At 68.4% G+C, this 16558-nt stretch carries 11 protein-coding genes, 1 tRNA gene and 1 other RNA gene; 5 read left to right on the plus strand and 8 right to left on the minus strand.

All coding sequences use genetic code 11. The features are described 5' to 3' along the window. The first annotated feature begins 8 nt into the window (after positions 1–8). Together G524_RS0107340 and G524_RS0107345 are read left to right on the plus strand one after the other, a co-directional pair. Entirely contained in the window at positions 9–2393 is a 2385-nt protein-coding gene (locus G524_RS0107340) for a YbcC family protein (RefSeq protein WP_084625097.1), read from the plus strand. 344 nt (positions 2394–2737) lie between these two features. Beyond that, entirely contained in the window at positions 2738–5656 is a 2919-nt protein-coding gene (locus tag G524_RS0107345) for a TonB-dependent receptor (RefSeq protein ID WP_084625089.1), read from the plus strand. A 129-nt stretch (positions 5657–5785) separates the two neighbouring features. Here the strand turns inward: G524_RS0107345 and G524_RS0107350 are convergent. Next, a tRNA-Tyr gene (locus tag G524_RS0107350) sits at positions 5786–5871 on the minus strand. A gap of 172 nt (positions 5872–6043) precedes the next feature. Here G524_RS0107350 and G524_RS0107355 point away from each other — a divergent pair. Continuing rightward, positions 6044–6835: a TrmH family RNA methyltransferase gene (locus tag G524_RS0107355; RefSeq protein WP_027443139.1), complete on the plus strand. Its 792-nt coding sequence runs from the start codon at positions 6044–6046 to the stop codon at positions 6833–6835. 45 nt (positions 6836–6880) lie between these two features. Continuing rightward, entirely contained in the window at positions 6881–7789 is a 909-nt protein-coding gene (locus G524_RS0107360; RefSeq protein WP_027443140.1) for a hypothetical protein, read from the plus strand. Between the two features lie 114 nt (positions 7790–7903). On the opposite strand, the gene G524_RS0107365 is transcribed toward G524_RS0107360, so the two are convergent. The 4 genes from G524_RS0107365 to G524_RS0107380 all read right to left on the minus strand — a co-directional run bounded on the left by G524_RS0107365 (position 7904) and on the right by G524_RS0107380 (position 13083). Then, entirely contained in the window at positions 7904–8176 is a 273-nt protein-coding gene (locus G524_RS0107365; RefSeq protein ID WP_027443141.1) for an HU family DNA-binding protein, read from the minus strand. A 250-nt stretch (positions 8177–8426) separates the two neighbouring features. Then, on the minus strand, positions 8427–10835 hold the full coding sequence (lon, locus tag G524_RS0107370; protein ID WP_027443142.1) for an endopeptidase La: 2409 nt from the start codon (positions 10833–10835) through the stop codon (positions 8427–8429). Positions 10836–10945: 110 nt separating this feature from the next. Further along, positions 10946–11287, minus strand: a complete 342-nt coding sequence (locus G524_RS0107375; RefSeq protein WP_027443143.1) for a YbaB/EbfC family nucleoid-associated protein — start codon at positions 11285–11287, stop codon at positions 10946–10948. 14 nt (positions 11288–11301) lie between these two features. Further along, a complete protein-coding gene (locus G524_RS0107380) occupies positions 11302–13083 on the minus strand; it encodes a DNA polymerase III subunit gamma/tau (RefSeq protein ID WP_027443144.1) in 1782 nt (593 codons plus the stop codon). A 119-nt stretch (positions 13084–13202) separates the two neighbouring features. Between G524_RS0107380 and G524_RS0107385 the strand changes: the two genes are divergently transcribed. Continuing rightward, positions 13203–13694, plus strand: a complete 492-nt coding sequence (locus G524_RS0107385) for a DUF4188 domain-containing protein (protein ID WP_027443145.1) — start codon at positions 13203–13205, stop codon at positions 13692–13694. A gap of 2 nt (positions 13695–13696) precedes the next feature. Here G524_RS0107385 and ffs read toward each other — a convergent pair. From ffs to hrpB, 3 genes are all read right to left on the minus strand, one after another. Continuing rightward, positions 13697–13791: signal recognition particle sRNA small type (ffs, locus tag G524_RS16580), an RNA gene on the minus strand. Positions 13792–13826: 35 nt separating this feature from the next. Then, entirely contained in the window at positions 13827–14105 is a 279-nt protein-coding gene (locus G524_RS0107390) for an ETC complex I subunit (protein ID WP_027443146.1), read from the minus strand. A 16-nt stretch (positions 14106–14121) separates the two neighbouring features. Beyond that, the gene (gene hrpB / locus G524_RS0107395; protein ID WP_027443147.1) at positions 14122–16557 is read right to left on the minus strand and encodes an ATP-dependent helicase HrpB; all 2436 of its coding nucleotides are present in this window, start codon (positions 16555–16557) and stop codon (positions 14122–14124) included. Between the last annotated feature and the right edge of the window lies 1 nt (position 16558).

A 16558-nucleotide genomic window follows, 5' to 3' on the forward strand; every position in this document is an offset into this window, starting at 1 on the left:
AGTTTGCCATGCTGATGAACCACGGCGCGATCGCCCCGGCCCGCTTTTCGGCCCTGCTCGATGCTGCCGAGGTCGCGGTGCGCGCCATCCCCCCGGCCTTTCCGCTCGATGCCACCGTGGCGGTGAACCCCTTCCTCGGGCAGACCCACGAGGATCTCGCCACCGCCGCGGCGCGCCTTGCCCGGGTGGCGGGGGTGCGGCTCACCCGCTCGGGCGCGGATTACTGCGAGGCGATCGCCGCGGGCGCGATCAGCGAGACCGACCTTGCCGAAGCCCTCGCTGCCTGCCCCTCGCCGTTGACGCCCGCCGACACCGCGATGCTGCGCCACATCGCCGCGCGCATCGGCACTGCGCCTCCGCCCCCGGCGCTGCCCACGGTCGCCGATCTGGCCGCCGAGGCGAGCGGGATCGACTGGCCGGCGCTGATCGACCGCTGCTTCGGCCTGTGGGCGGCGGGCCATTTCGATCGTGGCCAGGCGCTGTGGTCGCCCGCCCCGGGGGCCGAGGCCTTCGCTGCCTGGCGCGCCTGGGCGATGCACGATCTCACCCCGGAAATCGCCGGGCTGACGGATTTCTGCGCCCATGTCGCCTGCGCGCCGGACACCACCGAGCGCGCGATCCTCTCGGCCGCAGAGACGCTCGGGATCGGCGATGCGGCCGCCCCCACCGCCTTCCACCGCCTGCTGATGAGCCTCGGCGGCTGGGCCCAGCACGCCCGCTGGCTGCTGTGGCAGGCCGAGCTCGAAGGCGGCACCGATCGCACCCTGCTCGATCTCCTTGCCATCCGCCTCGTCTGGGACGAGGCGCTGCTGGTGCAGTTCCCCCAGATCGCCGAAAAGTGGGCCGCGACGCTCGCCGCGCACGCCGCCCCAGTCACCCCGAGCACCGAGGAGGTGGCGCTTGCCATCCTCCAGGATGCGGCCGACCGTGGCCACCAGCGCCGCCTCGCCGCCGCGCTCGAGGGTGCGACCGATCCGGTCGAGGCGCGGCCTTTCCTCCAGGCCGCCTTTTGCATCGACGTGCGCTCGGAAGTGTTCCGCCGCGCGCTCGAGAGCCTCGATCCCAACGTCGAGACGATCGGCTTTGCCGGCTTCTTCGGCCTGCCGCTTGCGCATCATGCCCATGGCTCGGACATCCGCGAGGCCCATCTGCCGGTGCTGCTCACCCCCGCGCTCGAGACCACCAGCGCGGGCGATCCGGCGCAAGACCAGGCCAGCCGCATCGCGGCGCGCACCACCCGCGCCTGGGGCCGCTTCCGCCAGGCGGCGGTCTCCTCCTTCGCCTTTGTCGAGGCGATGGGCCCGGTCTATGCGATCAAGCTGATCAAGGCGGCGCTGGGCTTCGTCCCGGCGCAAAGGCCCGAACCGGCGCCGCAGGTGATCGGGGGCCTCAGCCCCGCGGCCAAGGCCGATACCGCCGCCGCGGTGCTGGGCGCGATGAGCCTCACCAAGGGCCACGGCGAGGTGGTGCTGCTGCTCGGCCACGGCGGCAATGTCACCAACAACCCGCACGAGAGCGCCTATCACTGCGGCGCCTGCGGTGGCTATACCGGCGAGGTCTCGGCCCGGCTGCTGGCGATCCTGCTCAACGATCCCGAAACCCGCGCCGGCCTGGCCGAGCGGGGCATCACCCTGCCCGAGGACACGCTGTTTGTCGCCGGGCTGCACGACACCACCACCGACCGGATCACGCTCTATGCCGAGGATCTGCCCGAAGGTCGCCGCAGCGTGATCGGGCGGGTGACGCGGCTGCTCGACGAGGCCGGGCGCATCGCCCGGGCCGAGCGCGCCCAGCGCCTGCCCGGAGCGCGGGGCGAGACCATCGCCGCGCGGGCGCGCAACTGGGCCGAGATCCGGCCCGAATGGGGCCTGGCTGGCTGCGCCGCCTTCATCGCCGCGCCGCGCCGCGCCACCGCGGGGCGCGATCTGGGCGGACGCGCCTTCCTCCATTCCTATGATTGGCAGGCGGACAAGGACTTTGCCACGCTCGAGCTCATCATCACCGCCCCGGTGGTGGTGGCAAGCTGGATCTCGCTTCAATATTACGGCTCGTCGGTCGCGCCCGAGATGTTCGGCGGGGGCAACAAGCTGCTCCACAACGTCGTTGGCGGGTTCGGGGTGATCGAGGGCAATGGCGGGCGCCTGCGCGCCGGGCTGCCGTGGCAGGCGGTGCATGATGGCGAGCGCCTTGTGCACGAGCCGCTGCGCCTGAGCGTAATGATCGAGGCCCCGCGCGAGCAGATCCTCAAGGTGCTCGAGAAGCACCCGGACGTGCGCGCGCTGTTCGACAATGGCTGGCTGCACCTCTTTGTGCTCGAGGGCGGCAAGGTGGCGGCGCGCTACCTGCCCGGGCTGGCCTTTGCCGAGGCTGCCGCGCTCGCCAAGGCCGCCTGAGGCCGCGCCGGCCCCGGCGCCCCCTGACCTCGCCGGTCACCGCCGCCCGCCATGCGATCGCGTCCTGCCGCCCGCCTTGCGCGCGGCGGGACGGGCGGGCGGCGGCAAGCGCGGCCCTGCCAATGTTTCACGTGAAACATTTGGTGAACGCCATCGACTGAGCGGCCACCGGGCTGCCGAACCCCGCTGGTGGCCCCTGGCGCCGTCGCGCCGCACGCAGATCGCCCCAACCTCTCAAAATTGTTAGTTGCCCACTTCCGGGTGCAAGAGGCGTCATGTCCCCTGCAAAGGTCCGACAGACAAGGGCCAGCACAAGCGGTCAACCGCCAGGGGAGGGACAAGGAATGAGCATTGCGTCTGCTATTCGCAGCGGTTTTGTGGCCAGCGTATCGGTGATCGGCCTCATCGCCACATCGGCACAAGCCCAGGATGCATCCAGTCAGGACAGCACCGAGGAGCGCGGCGTCAGGGAAATCATCGTCACCGCACAGCGACAGGCGCAGAGCCTGCAGGACGTGCCGATCGCGGTGACCGCCTTTGATGCCACCACCCTGCAGCGTCAGCAGATCAACAACCCGCTCGACATCCAGCTCACCCTGCCCAACATCACCTTCACCAAAACCAATTTCACCGGCGCCAGCTTCACCGTGCGCGGGGTTGGCGATCTGTGCGTGGGCGTGACGTGCGATTCGGCCACCGCGATCCATGCCGAGGGCATGCCGCTGTTCGCCACCCGCCTGTTCGAATCCGAGTTCTTCGATCTTGAACGGGTCGAGGTGCTGCGTGGGCCCCAGGGCACGCTGTTCGGGCGCAATGCCACCGGCGGCGTGGTCAACTTCGTGGCGGCCAAGCCGCGCGCCGACGCAATCCGGGCAGCGGGCGAGATCGAATATGGCAATTTCGATTCGCTGCGCCTCAAGGGCATGTTCAACCTCCCGCTCGCCGATAATCTCGCGCTGCGCGTGGCCGGCACCTATCTGCGCCGCGATGGCTTTACCCAGAACGTCTTCAACAACACCCGGATCGATGGGCGCGATCTTTACGCTGTGCGCGGCAGCCTGCGCTGGGAGCCGACCGCGGACACCACCATCGATCTGATGGCCTATTACTTCCGCGAGAATGATGATCGCAGCCGCATCCAGAAGCAGCTGTGCCAGACCGACCCGACCGGCATTCTCGGCTGCCTTCCCGCGCGCCGCGACTTCGGCTTCATCAATGCCAATTCCACCTTCGTCGGCACGCTGGCGAGCCGCGAGTTCCTGATCACCCAAGGGGGTGCGGCCTTCGGTGCGCTGGGCCTTGGCAGCCTCTATGGCACCGATGCCTACAATTTCCCCGGCAACACCAATCCCGCCAATGTGCGGCAGGTGCGCACCGATTTCACGCCGAGCTATTTTGCCGAGGAAGAACAATACATGCTGCGCGTCCAGCATGATTTCGGCGGCGTCAACCTGCAGCTCACCGGGATGTATCAGCGCAACGCGGTGGACAGCCAGGTGGACTACAACCTCTCGGTCTTCAACCCGGCGGTGGCGGCCAATGCCCTTGCGACCGCGCGGCTGTTCGCCGGGGCGATCCCCGGCCTCAACAATGTCGTCAACGCCGTATCCTCGGGCAACCAGTTCTGCACCTCGCTGGCAACCGAAACCGGGCTGGGCGCCTATGGCGGTGAGCGGCTGTGCTCGGCGACGCCGCAGGATTTCGACCGTTCCAACCAGGTGGTGCGCGGCAAGACCCTCGAGGCCATCATCAGCTCGCAATGGGACAGCAATTTCAACTTCCTGCTGGGGGCGATCTACGTCAACACGGTGCTGCCCGAGAACAGCTACTATGTGAACAGCTGGGGCATCGACTATCTGGTCGGCGTGCTCGGGGCGGCCAATGGCGGCTTTCTTGGCACCCCCTTCTTCCGCAACAACACCGATCGCTATGAGCTGGAAAGCTACGGCATCTTCGGCGAGGCCTATATCAACCTCTCCGACACGGTGAAGCTGACCGCGGGGCTGCGCTACAACCACGATGACAAATATGTCCGCGCCCGCTCCACCCTGGCGAGCTTCTTCGTGCCCTTCGGCACCACCGGCAATGCCTTCAACTCACCGCTGGCTGCGGGCTTTGATGCCGATCCGGGCCGCCCCGGGGTGCAACCCTTCCAGGAGCGCAATGTTTCCTTCAGCGAATTGACCGGCCGCGCGGTGATCGACTGGCAGGTCACGCCCGACAATCTGCTCTATGCCTCCTATGCCCGCGGCTACAAGTCGGGCGGGATCAACCCCCCGCTCCAGCCGATCTTTGCCGTGCCGGACACCTTCGAGCCGGAATTCATCGACGCCTTTGAAATCGGCTCGAAGAACACCTTCCTCAATGGCGCGCTGCAGGCGAACATCACCGCCTTCTATTACAAGTACAAGGGCCTGCAGCTCAGCCGCATCACCGCGCGCACCTCGGTCAACGACAACGTCGATGCCGATATCTACGGGGTGGAAGGCGAGTTCGTCCTCGAGCCGGTGGAGAACCTGGTGTTCAACATCAGCGGCTCGGTGATGAAGACCAAGGTGACGAGCGACAAGTTCCTGGCCAATCCGCGCAATCCGGCCGGCGATCGCAGCGACGCGGTGATCATCAAGGACATCTCCAACGGGTCCAATTGCGCCATCATCAACAATGGCCCCGGTGGACAGGCCGCCACCCGGGCGTTCGTCAACAATGTCAACGCCGCGATCAATGCCGGGGCCATTCCCGGTCTGCAGGCCGGTGCAGGCTTGCAGGGGGTAACCAACTTCCCGGCTGATAGCGGCCTGCCTGCCGGGGTTGGCGGCGCCTTCAGCTTCTGCGCGGTGCTCCAGGCGCTCAGCGCCAATACCGGCTTCCAGATGCTGCCCGAAGGCGTGCTGCAGAACATTCGCGGCAACGAGTTGCCCCAGGCCCCGGACTACAAGATCTCGGCCGGGGTGCAGTACACCTTCAATGTTGGTGACAACATGAGCTTTGTGCCGCGCTTTGATGTTGCCCACACGGGCTCCAGCTTTGGCAACATCTTCAATGGCGCGATCAACCGCGTGCCCTCCTACACCGTGCTCAACGCCCAGGCCCAGTTCAATGGCCCGGACGACAAGTGGTACGTGCGCGCCTTTGTCCAGAACCTCACCAACAGCAATGCGGTGACCGGGCTTTACGTGACCGACCAGTCCTCGGGCCTGTTCACCAATGTCTTCACGCTGGAGCCGCGCCGGTACGGCCTTGCCGCCGGCTTCCGCTTCTGAAAGGCAAGGCGAGGCAATCTGTTGCGGGGCGGTCGGCAACGGCCGCCCCTCATTCTTGCCTTTGGCGCCGGGCAAGCAGGCCAGCCGCATCCGGTTTTGCACGAAGCTTCGGCTGAAGGGCAGAAGGGGTGGTGGACAGGGCTGGATTCGAACCAGCGTACGCTTGCGCGGGCAGATTTACAGTCTGCTGCCTTTAACCACTCGGCCACCTGTCCACACAGTCCCCGCTCTTGCGGGGGGCATCTGCGAGCCTTTCGGGCTCTTAACCTTGTGCGAGTCCCTTGCCGGGCCTGCCGCCGAGAGGCGCCCCTTTGGCGAAGCGGTGCTTGCCTGTCAATGGCCCTGCTGGCAGGGGCCTTGGGCAGCAGTCATGAGCCGGGACAAGCGATGAGCAAGGCAGAACGAAAGCGCGCCCTCAGGGGCAGGGCCGGTCGGATGAAGGGCGGGCGCGGATCAGGCCGCGCCGCGCGCGCGCCGGTGCGCCTGTGGGGCCGCCACCCGGTCGAGGCCGCGCTCAAGAACCCCGAGCGCCAGCACCGCAAGCTCTGGGCCACGCCCGAGGGCCTCGCCAGCCTCGATGGCGAGCTGCCCCCCGGCTTTCCGATCGAGCACGCCCAGGCGGCCGATCTGGCCCGGCTGGTGCCGCGCGATGCGCCGCACCAGGGGCTGGTGCTCGAATGCGCCCCGCTCGAGGATGTGTTCCTCGATGAGGTGGCGCTTGGCCAACCTGAGCGGCCGATCGTGGTGCTCGATCAGGTTACCGATCCGCACAATGTGGGCGCCATCCTGCGCTCGGCGGCGGCCTTCGGGGCGGCGGCGATCGTCACCCAGGATCGCCATGCCCCGCCCGAAGGCGGGGTGCTGGCCAAGGCCGCCTCGGGCGCGCTCGAGACGGTGCCCTGGGTGCGGGTGGTCAACCTCGCCCGCGCGCTCGAGGAGCTGGCCGAGGCCGGATATTGGCGCATCGGCCTTGCCGGCGAGGCCGAGGCGGTGCTCGCCGAGATCCTGCCCGGCGGCCCGGTGGCGCTGGTGCTCGGCGCCGAGGGTGAGGGCCTGCGCCCCAATATCGCCGCCCATTGCGACGTGCTGGCGCGCCTGCCGATCAGCGCCGCGATCGAAAGCCTCAATGTCTCGAACGCCGCGGCGATTGCGCTTTATGCGCTGGCCACCCGCGGCTAGTATGCCCGCGGGGCCGCGCCGCGGCGCAATGGGAGGGGAATGATCATGGCGATGCTTTCATCGATGCGGCTGCGCGCTGCGGCGCTGCTCGCCGGCCTGGCGCTGGCGCTTTCAGGCTGCTTCGTCTCGCCCGGCAAGTTCACCTCCGAACTGGTGCTGACCGGGCCTGACAGCTTCACCTTCCACTACGAGGGCGAGATCTTCTTCCTCGGCCTCAGCAAGCTGGCGCAGATGGGGGCCGAGGGGGAGGAGACCTTCACCCCTTCGCAATGCTACAAGGACGGATCGGACGAGACCCGCCCCTGCACCAGGAACGAGATCGAGGCCCAGCGCGCCGAATGGGAGGCCGGTGCCGCCGAGCGCGCTGCCAGGGCCAAGCAAGAAGCGCAGCAAATGGCCGCGATCATGGGCGGGATCGACCCCACCGATCCCAAGGCCGCCGATGAGCTGGTGGCGCTGCTCCAGCGCCAGAAGGGCTGGGAACGGGTGGTCAACAAGGGCGATGGGGTGTTCGAGGTCAGCTACCGGGTGAGCGGCAGCATGAGCCACGATTTCATGTTCCCGACGATCGAGGGCTTTCCTGCCACCAATCCGTTTGTCCAGGTGATCCAGCGCAAGGGCGGGCAGCTGCGCATCAATGCGCCGGGCTTTGCCACGCAGACGGGCGACCAGGCCGGCGGGCCAATGGGCGCGCTGTTCGGCCTCGGCTCGCTCGGCACGCTGGCGGCGATGGGCGCGGGCGATGCCCAGCAATCGGGCGAGAGCGAAGCCCTCAAGAACGTGCCCAAGATCGAGGGCACCTTTGCCATCCGCGCCGCAAGCGGGATGCGCATCCTTGCCAACAACACCGATGAAGGCCCGCGCGCCGAGGCCGACGGGGGCGAGACGCTGATCTGGCGCATCACCCCGCGCACCGCACAGATCCCGACCGCGCTGATCGCCACCACGCCCTGACAGCCCGTGCGCGCTGCGCCGCGGCACAGCGCAAGCGGCACAAGAAAACCCCGCTGGCCAGGTGGCCGGCGGGGTTTTTTCGCAGCGATCCGCCAAAAAGGCTTCAGCCGCCGGTCAGTTGACCGCGTCCTTGAGGCCCTTTCCGGCCTTGAACTTGGGCTGGTTCGAGGCCTTGATCTTCATCGGCTCGCCGGTGCGCGGATTGCGCCCGGTCGATGCCTTGCGCTTGGCCACCGAGAAGGTGCCGAAGCCCACCAGCCGCACCTCGTCACCAGATGAAAGCGCCTTGGTGATCGCATCGAACACGCTTTCCACCGCATTGGCGGCATCGTTCTTCGACAGGCCGCTGGCGGCAGCCACGGCGCTGATCAGGTCATTCTTGTTCATAAGGGGACCCCCTCGTTCGTGGATGTTCTGGTCTGGATGAATCGCGCTTGCGGAAAGGCCAGAGATTGAGACCTTTTTGCAGGACCTGTCAAAGGCAAACCGCCGCACGCGGGCAGCCTCTGGCAAGGCTGCCACGCCCACCCTGCCGGGCACGAAACGGCGGCAGGGGATTTCAAGCGGTTGCCCTCACATCTGCCGGAACAAGTGCGACCCTGCCGCGAATCACGGCAAGTGGGGGCGTTCTAGCGGCTCAATGCGCGGTTGGCACCTCTGCTGCGGCGGGATTTGCCGCGGTGGCGGCGGCATCGGGCTGGCTCGCCAGATCGTCCTCCTCGCTCCACTCGATCGGCTGCGGCGCCTCAACGAGCGCCCGGGCAAGCACCTCATCGACGTGGGAGACCGGCACGATCTCGAGCCCTTCCTTCACATTGGCCGGGATCTCGGCCAAGTCCTTGAGGTTCTCCTCGGGGATGAGCACCGTGGTGATGCCGCCGCGCAGCGCCGCGAGCAGCTTTTCCTTGAGCCCACCGATCGCCAGCACCCGCCCGCGCAGCGTGACCTCGCCGGTCATCGCCACATCGGGGCGCACCGCGATGCCGGTCAAGGTCGAGACGATCGAGGTGACCATGCCGATCCCGGCGCTCGGCCCGTCCTTGGGCACCGCGCCCTCGGGCAGGTGGATGTGGACGTTGCGGCGCTGGAACAGGCTGGGCTTGATGCCATAGGTGGCGCTGCGCGACTTGACGAAGCTGAAGGCCGCCTGGACGCTCTCGTTCATCACCTGGCCGAGCTTGCCGGTGGTCTTGATCTCGCCCTTGCCGGGGGTGGTGACGCTCTCGATGGTGAGCAGCTCGCCGCCCACCGAAGTCCAGGCCAGCCCGGTGACCGCGCCGATCTGCGGCTCGGCTTCCGAAACCCCGTGCTTGAACTTGCGCACCCCGGCAAAGTCGGCAAGGTTTTCGGGCGTGACGGTGATCGTGCTGGCCTTGTTCTCGAGGATCTGCCGCAGCGACTTCCGCGCCAGCTTGGCGATCTCGCGCTCGAGTGTGCGCACCCCGGCCTCGCGGGTGTAATAGCGGATGAGATCGCGCAGACCGGCCTCGGTGAGGGTGAATTCGCCCGGCTTGAGGCCGTGGGCCTCGATCTGCTTGGGGATGAGGTGGCGCTGTGCGATCTCCACCTTCTCGTCCTCGGTATAGCCCTCGAGCCGGATGATCTCCATGCGGTCGAGCAGCGGCTGGGGCAGGTTGAGGCTGTTCGCGGTGCACACGAACATCACGTCGGACAGATCAAGATCGATCTCGAGATAGTGATCCTGGAAGCGGTTGTTCTGTTCGGGATCGAGCACCTCGAGCAGCGCCGCGGCCGGATCGCCGCGGAAATCCTGGCCGAGCTTGTCGATCTCGTCCAAGAGGAACAGCGGGTTGCTGGTGCCGGCCTTCCTCAGGTTGGCGACGATCTTGCCCGGCATCGAGCCGATATAGGTGCGCCGATGGCCACGGATCTCGGCCTCGTCGCGCACCCCGCCCAGCGACTGGCGCACGAATTCGCGGCCCGTCGCCTTGGCGATCGACTTGCCGAGCGAGGTCTTGCCCACCCCCGGCGGGCCGACGAGGCACAGGATCGGCCCCTTGAGCTTGTTGGTGCGCGCCTGCACCGCGAGATATTCGACAATCCGGTCCTTGACCTTGTCGAGCGCGTAGTGATCGGCATCGAGCACCGCTTGCGCGCGGGCGATGTCCTTCTTGAGCTTGGACTTCTTGCCCCAGGGCAGGCCGAGGAGCACGTCGAGATAGTTGCGGATGACGGTCGCCTCGGCGCTCATCGGCTGCATCGCCTTGAGCTTCTTCAGCTCGGCCTCCGCCTTGGCGCGGGCTTCCTTGGAGAGCTTGGTCTTGGCGATCTTCTCGGTGAGTTCGGCGATCTCGTTGGCAGCGCCATCATCGCCCCCGCCGAGTTCCGACTGGATCGCCTTCAATTGCTCGTTGAGGTAATATTCGCGCTGGGTCTTTTCCATCTGGCGCTTGACCCGCCCGCGGATGCGCCGCTCGACCTGGAGCACCGCCAGCTCGCCCTCCATGAAGGCCAGCACCAGCTCGAGCCGCTTCAGGGGATTGGCCTCGGCCAAGAGGCTCTGCTTGTCGGCCACCTTGGCGCCGAGCGCGGCGGCGATGGTGTCGGCAAGCTGCCCGGCATCATCGACTTCGCCAAGATCAACCGCGGCATCCTCGCCCAGCTTCTTGTTGAGCTTGGCATATTCGGCAAATTGCTGGGCGACCTCGCGCATCAGCGCGGTGACCTCACTGCCCGAAACGGTCTCGGGCTCCACCTGTTCGACCGCGGCGGCGATATAGGTGCCCTCGTCGGCAAGGCCCCTGAGCCGCGCCCGGGCCTTGCCCTCGACCAGCACGCGCACCGTGCCATCGGGGAGCTTCAGAAGCTGGAGCACCTGGGCGATGACGCCGACATCATAGAGATCCTCGGCCCCCGGATCGTCGCAGCCGGGATCGAGCTGGGCGATGAGGACGATATCGCGCGAGGCTTCCATCGCCGCTTCGAGCGCTGCCACCGACTTCTCGCGCCCGACAAACAGGGGCACGACCATGCCAGGAAAGACGACGATGTCACGCAGGGGGAGGAGAGGAAAGGTTTCGGTCATGGCGGGGATATGGGGAGCGCGCCGGTCGCCTGCAACACGCAGGACCGATCGCCTGTGGATTGGCGTTGAGGCTTGGCCATGTTGGCGGGAGTTCGGGCGACAGGGCGCCCTTACCCCAGCCCCGGCAGGTTGAAGCCCGGCGGCAGGCCGATCGAGGCCTGCATTTCCTGCATCTGCTCGCTCGAGACCCGGTCGGCCCGGTCGCGCGCATCGTTGAAGGCGGCAGCGACGAGATCCTCGAGGATCTGCTTTTCCTCGGGCTTCATCAGGCTGTCATCGATGGAAACCCCGAGAATGCGGCCCTTGGCGCTGGCGCGGATCTTGACCAGCCCGCCGCCGGCCTGGCCCTCGACCTCGATATTGTCGAGCCGCACCTGCATCTCGTTCATCTGCTTGCTGATGGTCTCGGCGGCGGCCTGCGCGGCCTTCATCATCTCTTCCATCGATTTCATCGCGGGGGTGCTCCTCAGTTCCAGGGGGGTGCGCCCGCACCGGCGGCGCGGGCGGGGCTGTCGATCAGCTCGGCCTCGGGAAAGGCCTCGAAGGCGGCCTTGACAAGGGGATCGCTGCGGATGCGCGCCTCGGCGGCGCGGGCCTCGGCCTCGGCCACTTCGCCCAGCGAGGGCTGGGCCGGGCCGCTGCCGCGCTCGACCTGCCAGTGGCGCCCAGTGACCGCGCGCAGCGCCTCGCGGATTTCCGGCCCGGGATCGTCGGGAAAATCATCAGCCTTTGCATAGACCAGATGCTCGCGCGCCAGCGCGATCACCCGCACCCGGCGGCGCATCATCTCGGCAACGTGGAGATGCCCGTGGCGATCGACCTCATCGACGAGCGCCGCCCATTGCGCGCGCAGCGCCGCGCCGGGATCAGCCGCCGCCGGCGGCGCCGCGGTCGCTGCCCCGGCCTGCGGCGCGGCCGCAGCGACAGAAGCCAATTCCTCGATCCGCCGGGCCAGCTGGCCGGGATCGGGCAATTGCGCGGCGTGCAGGATGCGCAGCAACGCCATCTCCAGCGCCACCAGCGGATCGGGCGCGGCCTTCACCTCCTCGTGCCCCTTGAGCAGCAATTGCCACAGGCGATGAAGCTCGGCCGGGCCAAGCCGCGCGGCAAGATCGGCCAGCGCAGCGCGCTCCTCCTCGCTCGGCGCCTCCGGGGGCGTGCCGGCCACTTGGGCAAGCGTGATGCGGTGGGTCAGGTCCATCAGCGCGCGCAGCAGCGCCAGCGGCTCGACCCCGAGGGCATATTGCTCGGCAATGGCCGCGAGCAGGGCCTTGGCATCGCCGGCGAGCAGATGGCCGAACAGGCGCCGCTGCGCGCTCTTGTCAGCCTGGCCCAGCATGTCGCACACCTGCGCCGCGCGCACCCGACCCTCGCCCTCAAGATCGGCATGGGCGATGGCCTGATCGAGGATCGAGAGGCCATCGCGCACCGAGCCTTCGGCGGCATTGGCGATGATGGCCAGCGCCTCGGGCTCGGCCTCGACGCCTTCGGCCGCGCAGACCTTGGCGAAGTGTTCGGCCAGCAGCGCGGCGGGAATGCGGCGCAGATCGAAGCGCTGGGTGCGGCTCAGCACCGTGACCGGGAGCTTGTCCACCTCGGTGGTGGCAAAGAGGAACTTCACATGCGGCGGCGGTTCCTCGAGCGTCTTGAGCAAGGCGTTGAAGGCATTGCGCGAGAGCATGTGCACTTCGTCGATGATGTAGATCTTGAAGCGCGCCGAGACCGCGGCGTAGCGCACCTGCTCGATGATCTCGCGCACATCATCGACCCCGGTGTTGGAGGCCGCGTCCATCTCGATCACGTCGATATGGCGTCCCTCGGCGATCGCCCGGCACGGCTCGCACACGCCGCAAGGATCGATCGTCGGCCCGCCCGTCCCATCCGGCCCGACGCAGTTCAAGGCCTTGGCGATGAGCCGCGCGGTCGAGGTCTTGCCCACCCCGCGCACCCCGGTCATCAGGAAGGCATGCGCCAGCCGGCCGCGGGCGATGGCATTGGCGAGCGTGCGCACCATCGCTTCCTGCCCGATCAGTTCGGCAAAGGTTTGCGGGCGATATTTGCGCGCAAGCACGCGATAGGGCTGCGCGGCGGCAGGCGCGGGCGCGCTCGGGGGCGGCGGAGCGGCAGGAGCAGGCGCGGGCGCGGCTGGCGCGGGATCGCCGAAAAGCGCGCTTTGCCCGGCCGCTTCCAGCTCGGCCGCGCTCGGCGGGGCTTCCTCCTCGGGCAGATCGGGATCGGATTCGTGCATCGAAACCATCTTAGGCAAGGGCCCCAGGAAAGTCGAAGCCCCAACCCCGCCTTTCCCGCAAGCCGGGGCTTGACAAATCGGTTGCATTTTGCAATCTATCTTGACGAAAGGAGCCTGCCATGACCATCATCCCCGGCCGCATGACCGATGCCCACAGCGGCCCCCTGGTGGTGTTCCTGATCGGGATGCGGATCAACCATTTCCACAAGATCACCCGCTGGTGGCCGGTGATGCGGGCGATGGGGCCGATGCTGCGCGAACTGGCGGCAAATCCGCAAAGCGGCTTTCTTGGCAGCGAGGTGGCGCTGTGCTCGCTGCGGCAGATTATCCTCATCCAGTATTGGCGCGATTTCGACAGTCTCGAGCACTATGCCCGCGACCGCGATGCGCTCCACTGGCCCGCCTGGACCGCCTTCAACCGCGCCATCGGATCTGATGGCAGCGTGGGCATCTATCACGAGACCTATTGCGTTGCGGCCGAGGCGCACGAGACGGTCTATGCCAATATGCCGCCCTTTGGCTTGGCGCGCTTTGCCGGCAGCCTGCCTGCCACTGGCTCGCGGAACGAGGCGCGCAGCCGAATGCGCGCGGCGCAGGAACCCGTCGCTTGAGGGAAGAAGGAGCCGGGCGACCCGTCGCAATCCACCTGGGCTGCTGCCTTCCGGCCCTGACCCGGTGGGCGGACGCCAACGTCCACCCGACTCCCGCCAGCGCATATGGCGCAGGCAGGGCGGGAAATCAACTCAGCGGAAATTGTCCGCGTAGGCCTGGAGCTTGAGCCGCCGCGGCGGGGTGGCGTGAACCCTGGCGGGAATGCCGTATTTCTCGGCATAGGCCTTGGCCGCTTCCTTGGAGGGGAAGGTCAGGCGCACCTGGGTCTGGGTGTCGGAGGTGCCCGTCCAGCCCATCAAGGGATCGGCAAAGCGCGCCGAAGATGGCGCAAACTCGAGCACCCATTCATCCGTATGGGCCTTGCCCGATTGCATCGCGTGCTTGGGCTTCTGGTAGATTCGCGCGCTCATGGCCGCGCGCCTTAGATCACGAATCGCTGCGGTTGAAGGCGTTTTTGGTCTTGAGACTGGGCACTTCGCGCCAGGGCTGATCGGGCCAGCGGTGCTTGGGATAGCGCCCCTTCATCTCGCGCACCACCTCGCGCCAGCTGCCGCGCCAGAAGCCCGGCAGATCGCGCGTTGCCTGGATCGGGCGGCCCGCCGGGCTGGTGAGCTTGAGCAGCAGCGGCGTGGCCCCGATCATTGGCTGGGCATCACACCCGAACAGCGCCTGCACCCGCACCTCGACGCTGGGGGCATCATCGCCGGCATAGTCGATTGCGTGGCGGGTGCCGGCGGGCGAGATGAAATGCGTTGGCGCGGCCCGATCGAGCGCCTGGCGCGTGTTCCAGTCAATGAGGCCGAGCGCTGCCTCGGCAAAGCGTTCGGGAGGCAGATCAAGGTCGCGCCGCCCGGCAAGCAGCGGCGCCAGCCATTCGCCCACGCGCGCGCTGAGCGCCTCGGGCGCGAGCGCCGCGATCCCGGCAAAGCGCGCCCGGGCGAGGAAGCCCTTGGGCAGGAGTTCCCCCAGCAGTTCCAGAGCTTTCTCCACAAGGATATCCACACACAGCGCCGGATCGGGGGCCGGCTCGGGCACGCTTGCCAGCACGATCGCGCCGAGCCGCCGCTCGCGCCGCGCCTCGACCCGCGCTTTCTCCGCGTTCCAGCGGGTTATCACCCGTTCCTCAAGCTCCTTGGCAAACAGCGCCGCGATCCGCTCGGGCGCAAGTTCGGCCGCCGCGGTGATGCGCGCGCCGCGCGCCTCGCCCTGAGCGTCACCAATCACCAGCCATTCGGCCCGCGCAAGGGGCGAGGCCGGATCGAGCACATAGCCCCGCCCGCCCGCGCTCAGCCACTGGGTGCCCGAGGGATCGCGCCGGCGGGCAACGAAATCGGGCCGGGCGAGCGCCAGCGCCTCGGCCGCAGACTGCGCCGGGCTGTGTCCGATCACCTTGGAGCGCTGCGCGGCCTGCCGGGCCCAGCCCGCCACGCTTTGCGCCGCTGCCGCAGCGCGCGCGCCACGCTCGACCCGCCAACGGGCGAGGCGCTGGAGGAGGTCCTCTCCCGGCCCGCCCAGGCCGCGCTCCTGCAGCAGCATCACCAGCCGGGCGGTCTCCTCCCCCACCCCGGCCGCCGCCCCATGCAGCAGCGCCGCGGCCTGATCGGGCGCCATCGGCAGGCTGGCGAGCGCCTCGCCCAGCGGGGTGATGCGCCCGGCCGTATCGAGCGCGTCCAGCTTGGTGAGCGCCGCGCGCGCCGCTGCCAGCGCCGCCTCGGGCGGCGGATCGAGCCAGGCGAGCGCGCTGGGATCGCGCGCGCCCCAATGCGCCAGGCGCAGCAGCAGGGGGGCAAGATCGGCGGTGAGGATTTCGGGCGGAGCGAAAGCGGGGCGTGCGGCGTGGCCGGCCTCGGCCCACAGACGATAGGCCACCCCCGGCCCCTGGCGCGCCGCGCGCCCGGCGCGCTGGGCAGCCGCCGCCTGGCTGGCGCGGCGGGTAACGAGCCGCGTGGTGCCGGCGAGGCGATCGAACTCGGCCAAGCGGGCAAGGCCGCTATCGACCACCACCCGCACGCCATCGAGCGTGAGCGAGGTTTCGGCAATCGCGGTGGCGAGCACGATGCGGCGGCGCCCGGCGGGATCGCGGCGCATCGCCGCGCGCTGGGCGGCAGGCTCGATCTGGCCGTGGAGCGGATGGATCGGGGTATCGGGCAGGCGCGCGGCCAGCCGCTCGTGCACTGCGGCGATCTCGCGCACCCCGGGCAGGAAGGCAAGGATATCGCCGCTCTCAGCGCGCCAGGCCTCGAGGATCGCCGCGCTCATGCGTTCGGCGAGCGGCGTCGCCGCATCCTCGCCGAGCCAGCGGATCGCCAGCGGATGGCTGCGCCCGGCGCTTTCGATCACCGGCGCGCCCTCGCCCAGAAGCTGGGCAAAGCGCGCGCCATCGAGCGTTGCCGACATCACGAGAAGGCGCAGATCGGGGCGCAGCACGGCGCGGCTCTCGAGCGCGAGGGCAAGGGCCAGATCGGTATCGAGGCTGCGCTCGTGCACCTCATCGAGCAGCAGCGCGGCAACCCCTGAAAGCTCGGGATCGGCGATCAGGCGGTTGACGAGGATCGCCTCGGTCACCACCAGGATGCGGCTGTCCGCCGAGGCCTTGCGCTCGAGCCGGGTGACATAGCCCACTTTCCCCCCCACGCCCTCGCCCAGCAGTTCGGCGATGCGCTCGGCCGCGGCCCGGGCCGCGAGCCGCCGCGGCGCGGTGAGGATGATCTGGCCGGTGCACCAGGGCTGGGCGAGCATGTCGGGCGCGACCAAGGTGGTCTTGCCCGCGCCCGGCGGGGCGATCAGCACCGCGGCGCCCGCGCCCGCCAACGCGGCGCGCAGATCGGGCAGCACGGCATGGATCGGCAGATCGGAGGTCATC

The organism is Erythrobacter cryptus DSM 12079 (assembly GCF_000422985.1).
GTDB lineage: Bacteria > Pseudomonadota > Alphaproteobacteria > Sphingomonadales > Sphingomonadaceae > Erythrobacter > Erythrobacter cryptus.

Excerpts from the sequence above, each read along its gene's own strand:
- lon (WP_027443142.1), bottom strand. The coding sequence starts at position 10,835 with ATGACCGAAACCTTTCCTCTCCTCCCCCTGCGTGACATCGTCGTCTTT.
- hrpB (WP_027443147.1), bottom strand. The coding sequence starts at position 16,557 with ATGACCTCCGATCTGCCGATCCATGCCGTGCTGCCCGATCTGCGCGCC.
- G524_RS0107355 (WP_027443139.1), top strand. The coding sequence starts at position 6,044 with ATGAGCAAGGCAGAACGAAAGCGCGCCCTCAGGGGCAGGGCCGGTCGG.
- G524_RS0107390 (WP_027443146.1), bottom strand. The coding sequence starts at position 14,105 with ATGAGCGCGCGAATCTACCAGAAGCCCAAGCACGCGATGCAATCGGGC.
- G524_RS0107385 (WP_027443145.1), top strand. The coding sequence starts at position 13,203 with ATGACCATCATCCCCGGCCGCATGACCGATGCCCACAGCGGCCCCCTG.
- G524_RS0107345 (WP_084625089.1), top strand. The coding sequence starts at position 2,738 with ATGAGCATTGCGTCTGCTATTCGCAGCGGTTTTGTGGCCAGCGTATCG.
- G524_RS0107365 (WP_027443141.1), bottom strand. The coding sequence starts at position 8,176 with ATGAACAAGAATGACCTGATCAGCGCCGTGGCTGCCGCCAGCGGCCTG.
- G524_RS0107375 (WP_027443143.1), bottom strand. The coding sequence starts at position 11,287 with ATGAAATCGATGGAAGAGATGATGAAGGCCGCGCAGGCCGCCGCCGAG.
- G524_RS0107380 (WP_027443144.1), bottom strand. The coding sequence starts at position 13,083 with ATGCACGAATCCGATCCCGATCTGCCCGAGGAGGAAGCCCCGCCGAGC.
- G524_RS0107360 (WP_027443140.1), top strand. The coding sequence starts at position 6,881 with ATGGCGATGCTTTCATCGATGCGGCTGCGCGCTGCGGCGCTGCTCGCC.
- G524_RS0107340 (WP_084625097.1), top strand. The coding sequence starts at position 9 with ATGCTGATGAACCACGGCGCGATCGCCCCGGCCCGCTTTTCGGCCCTG.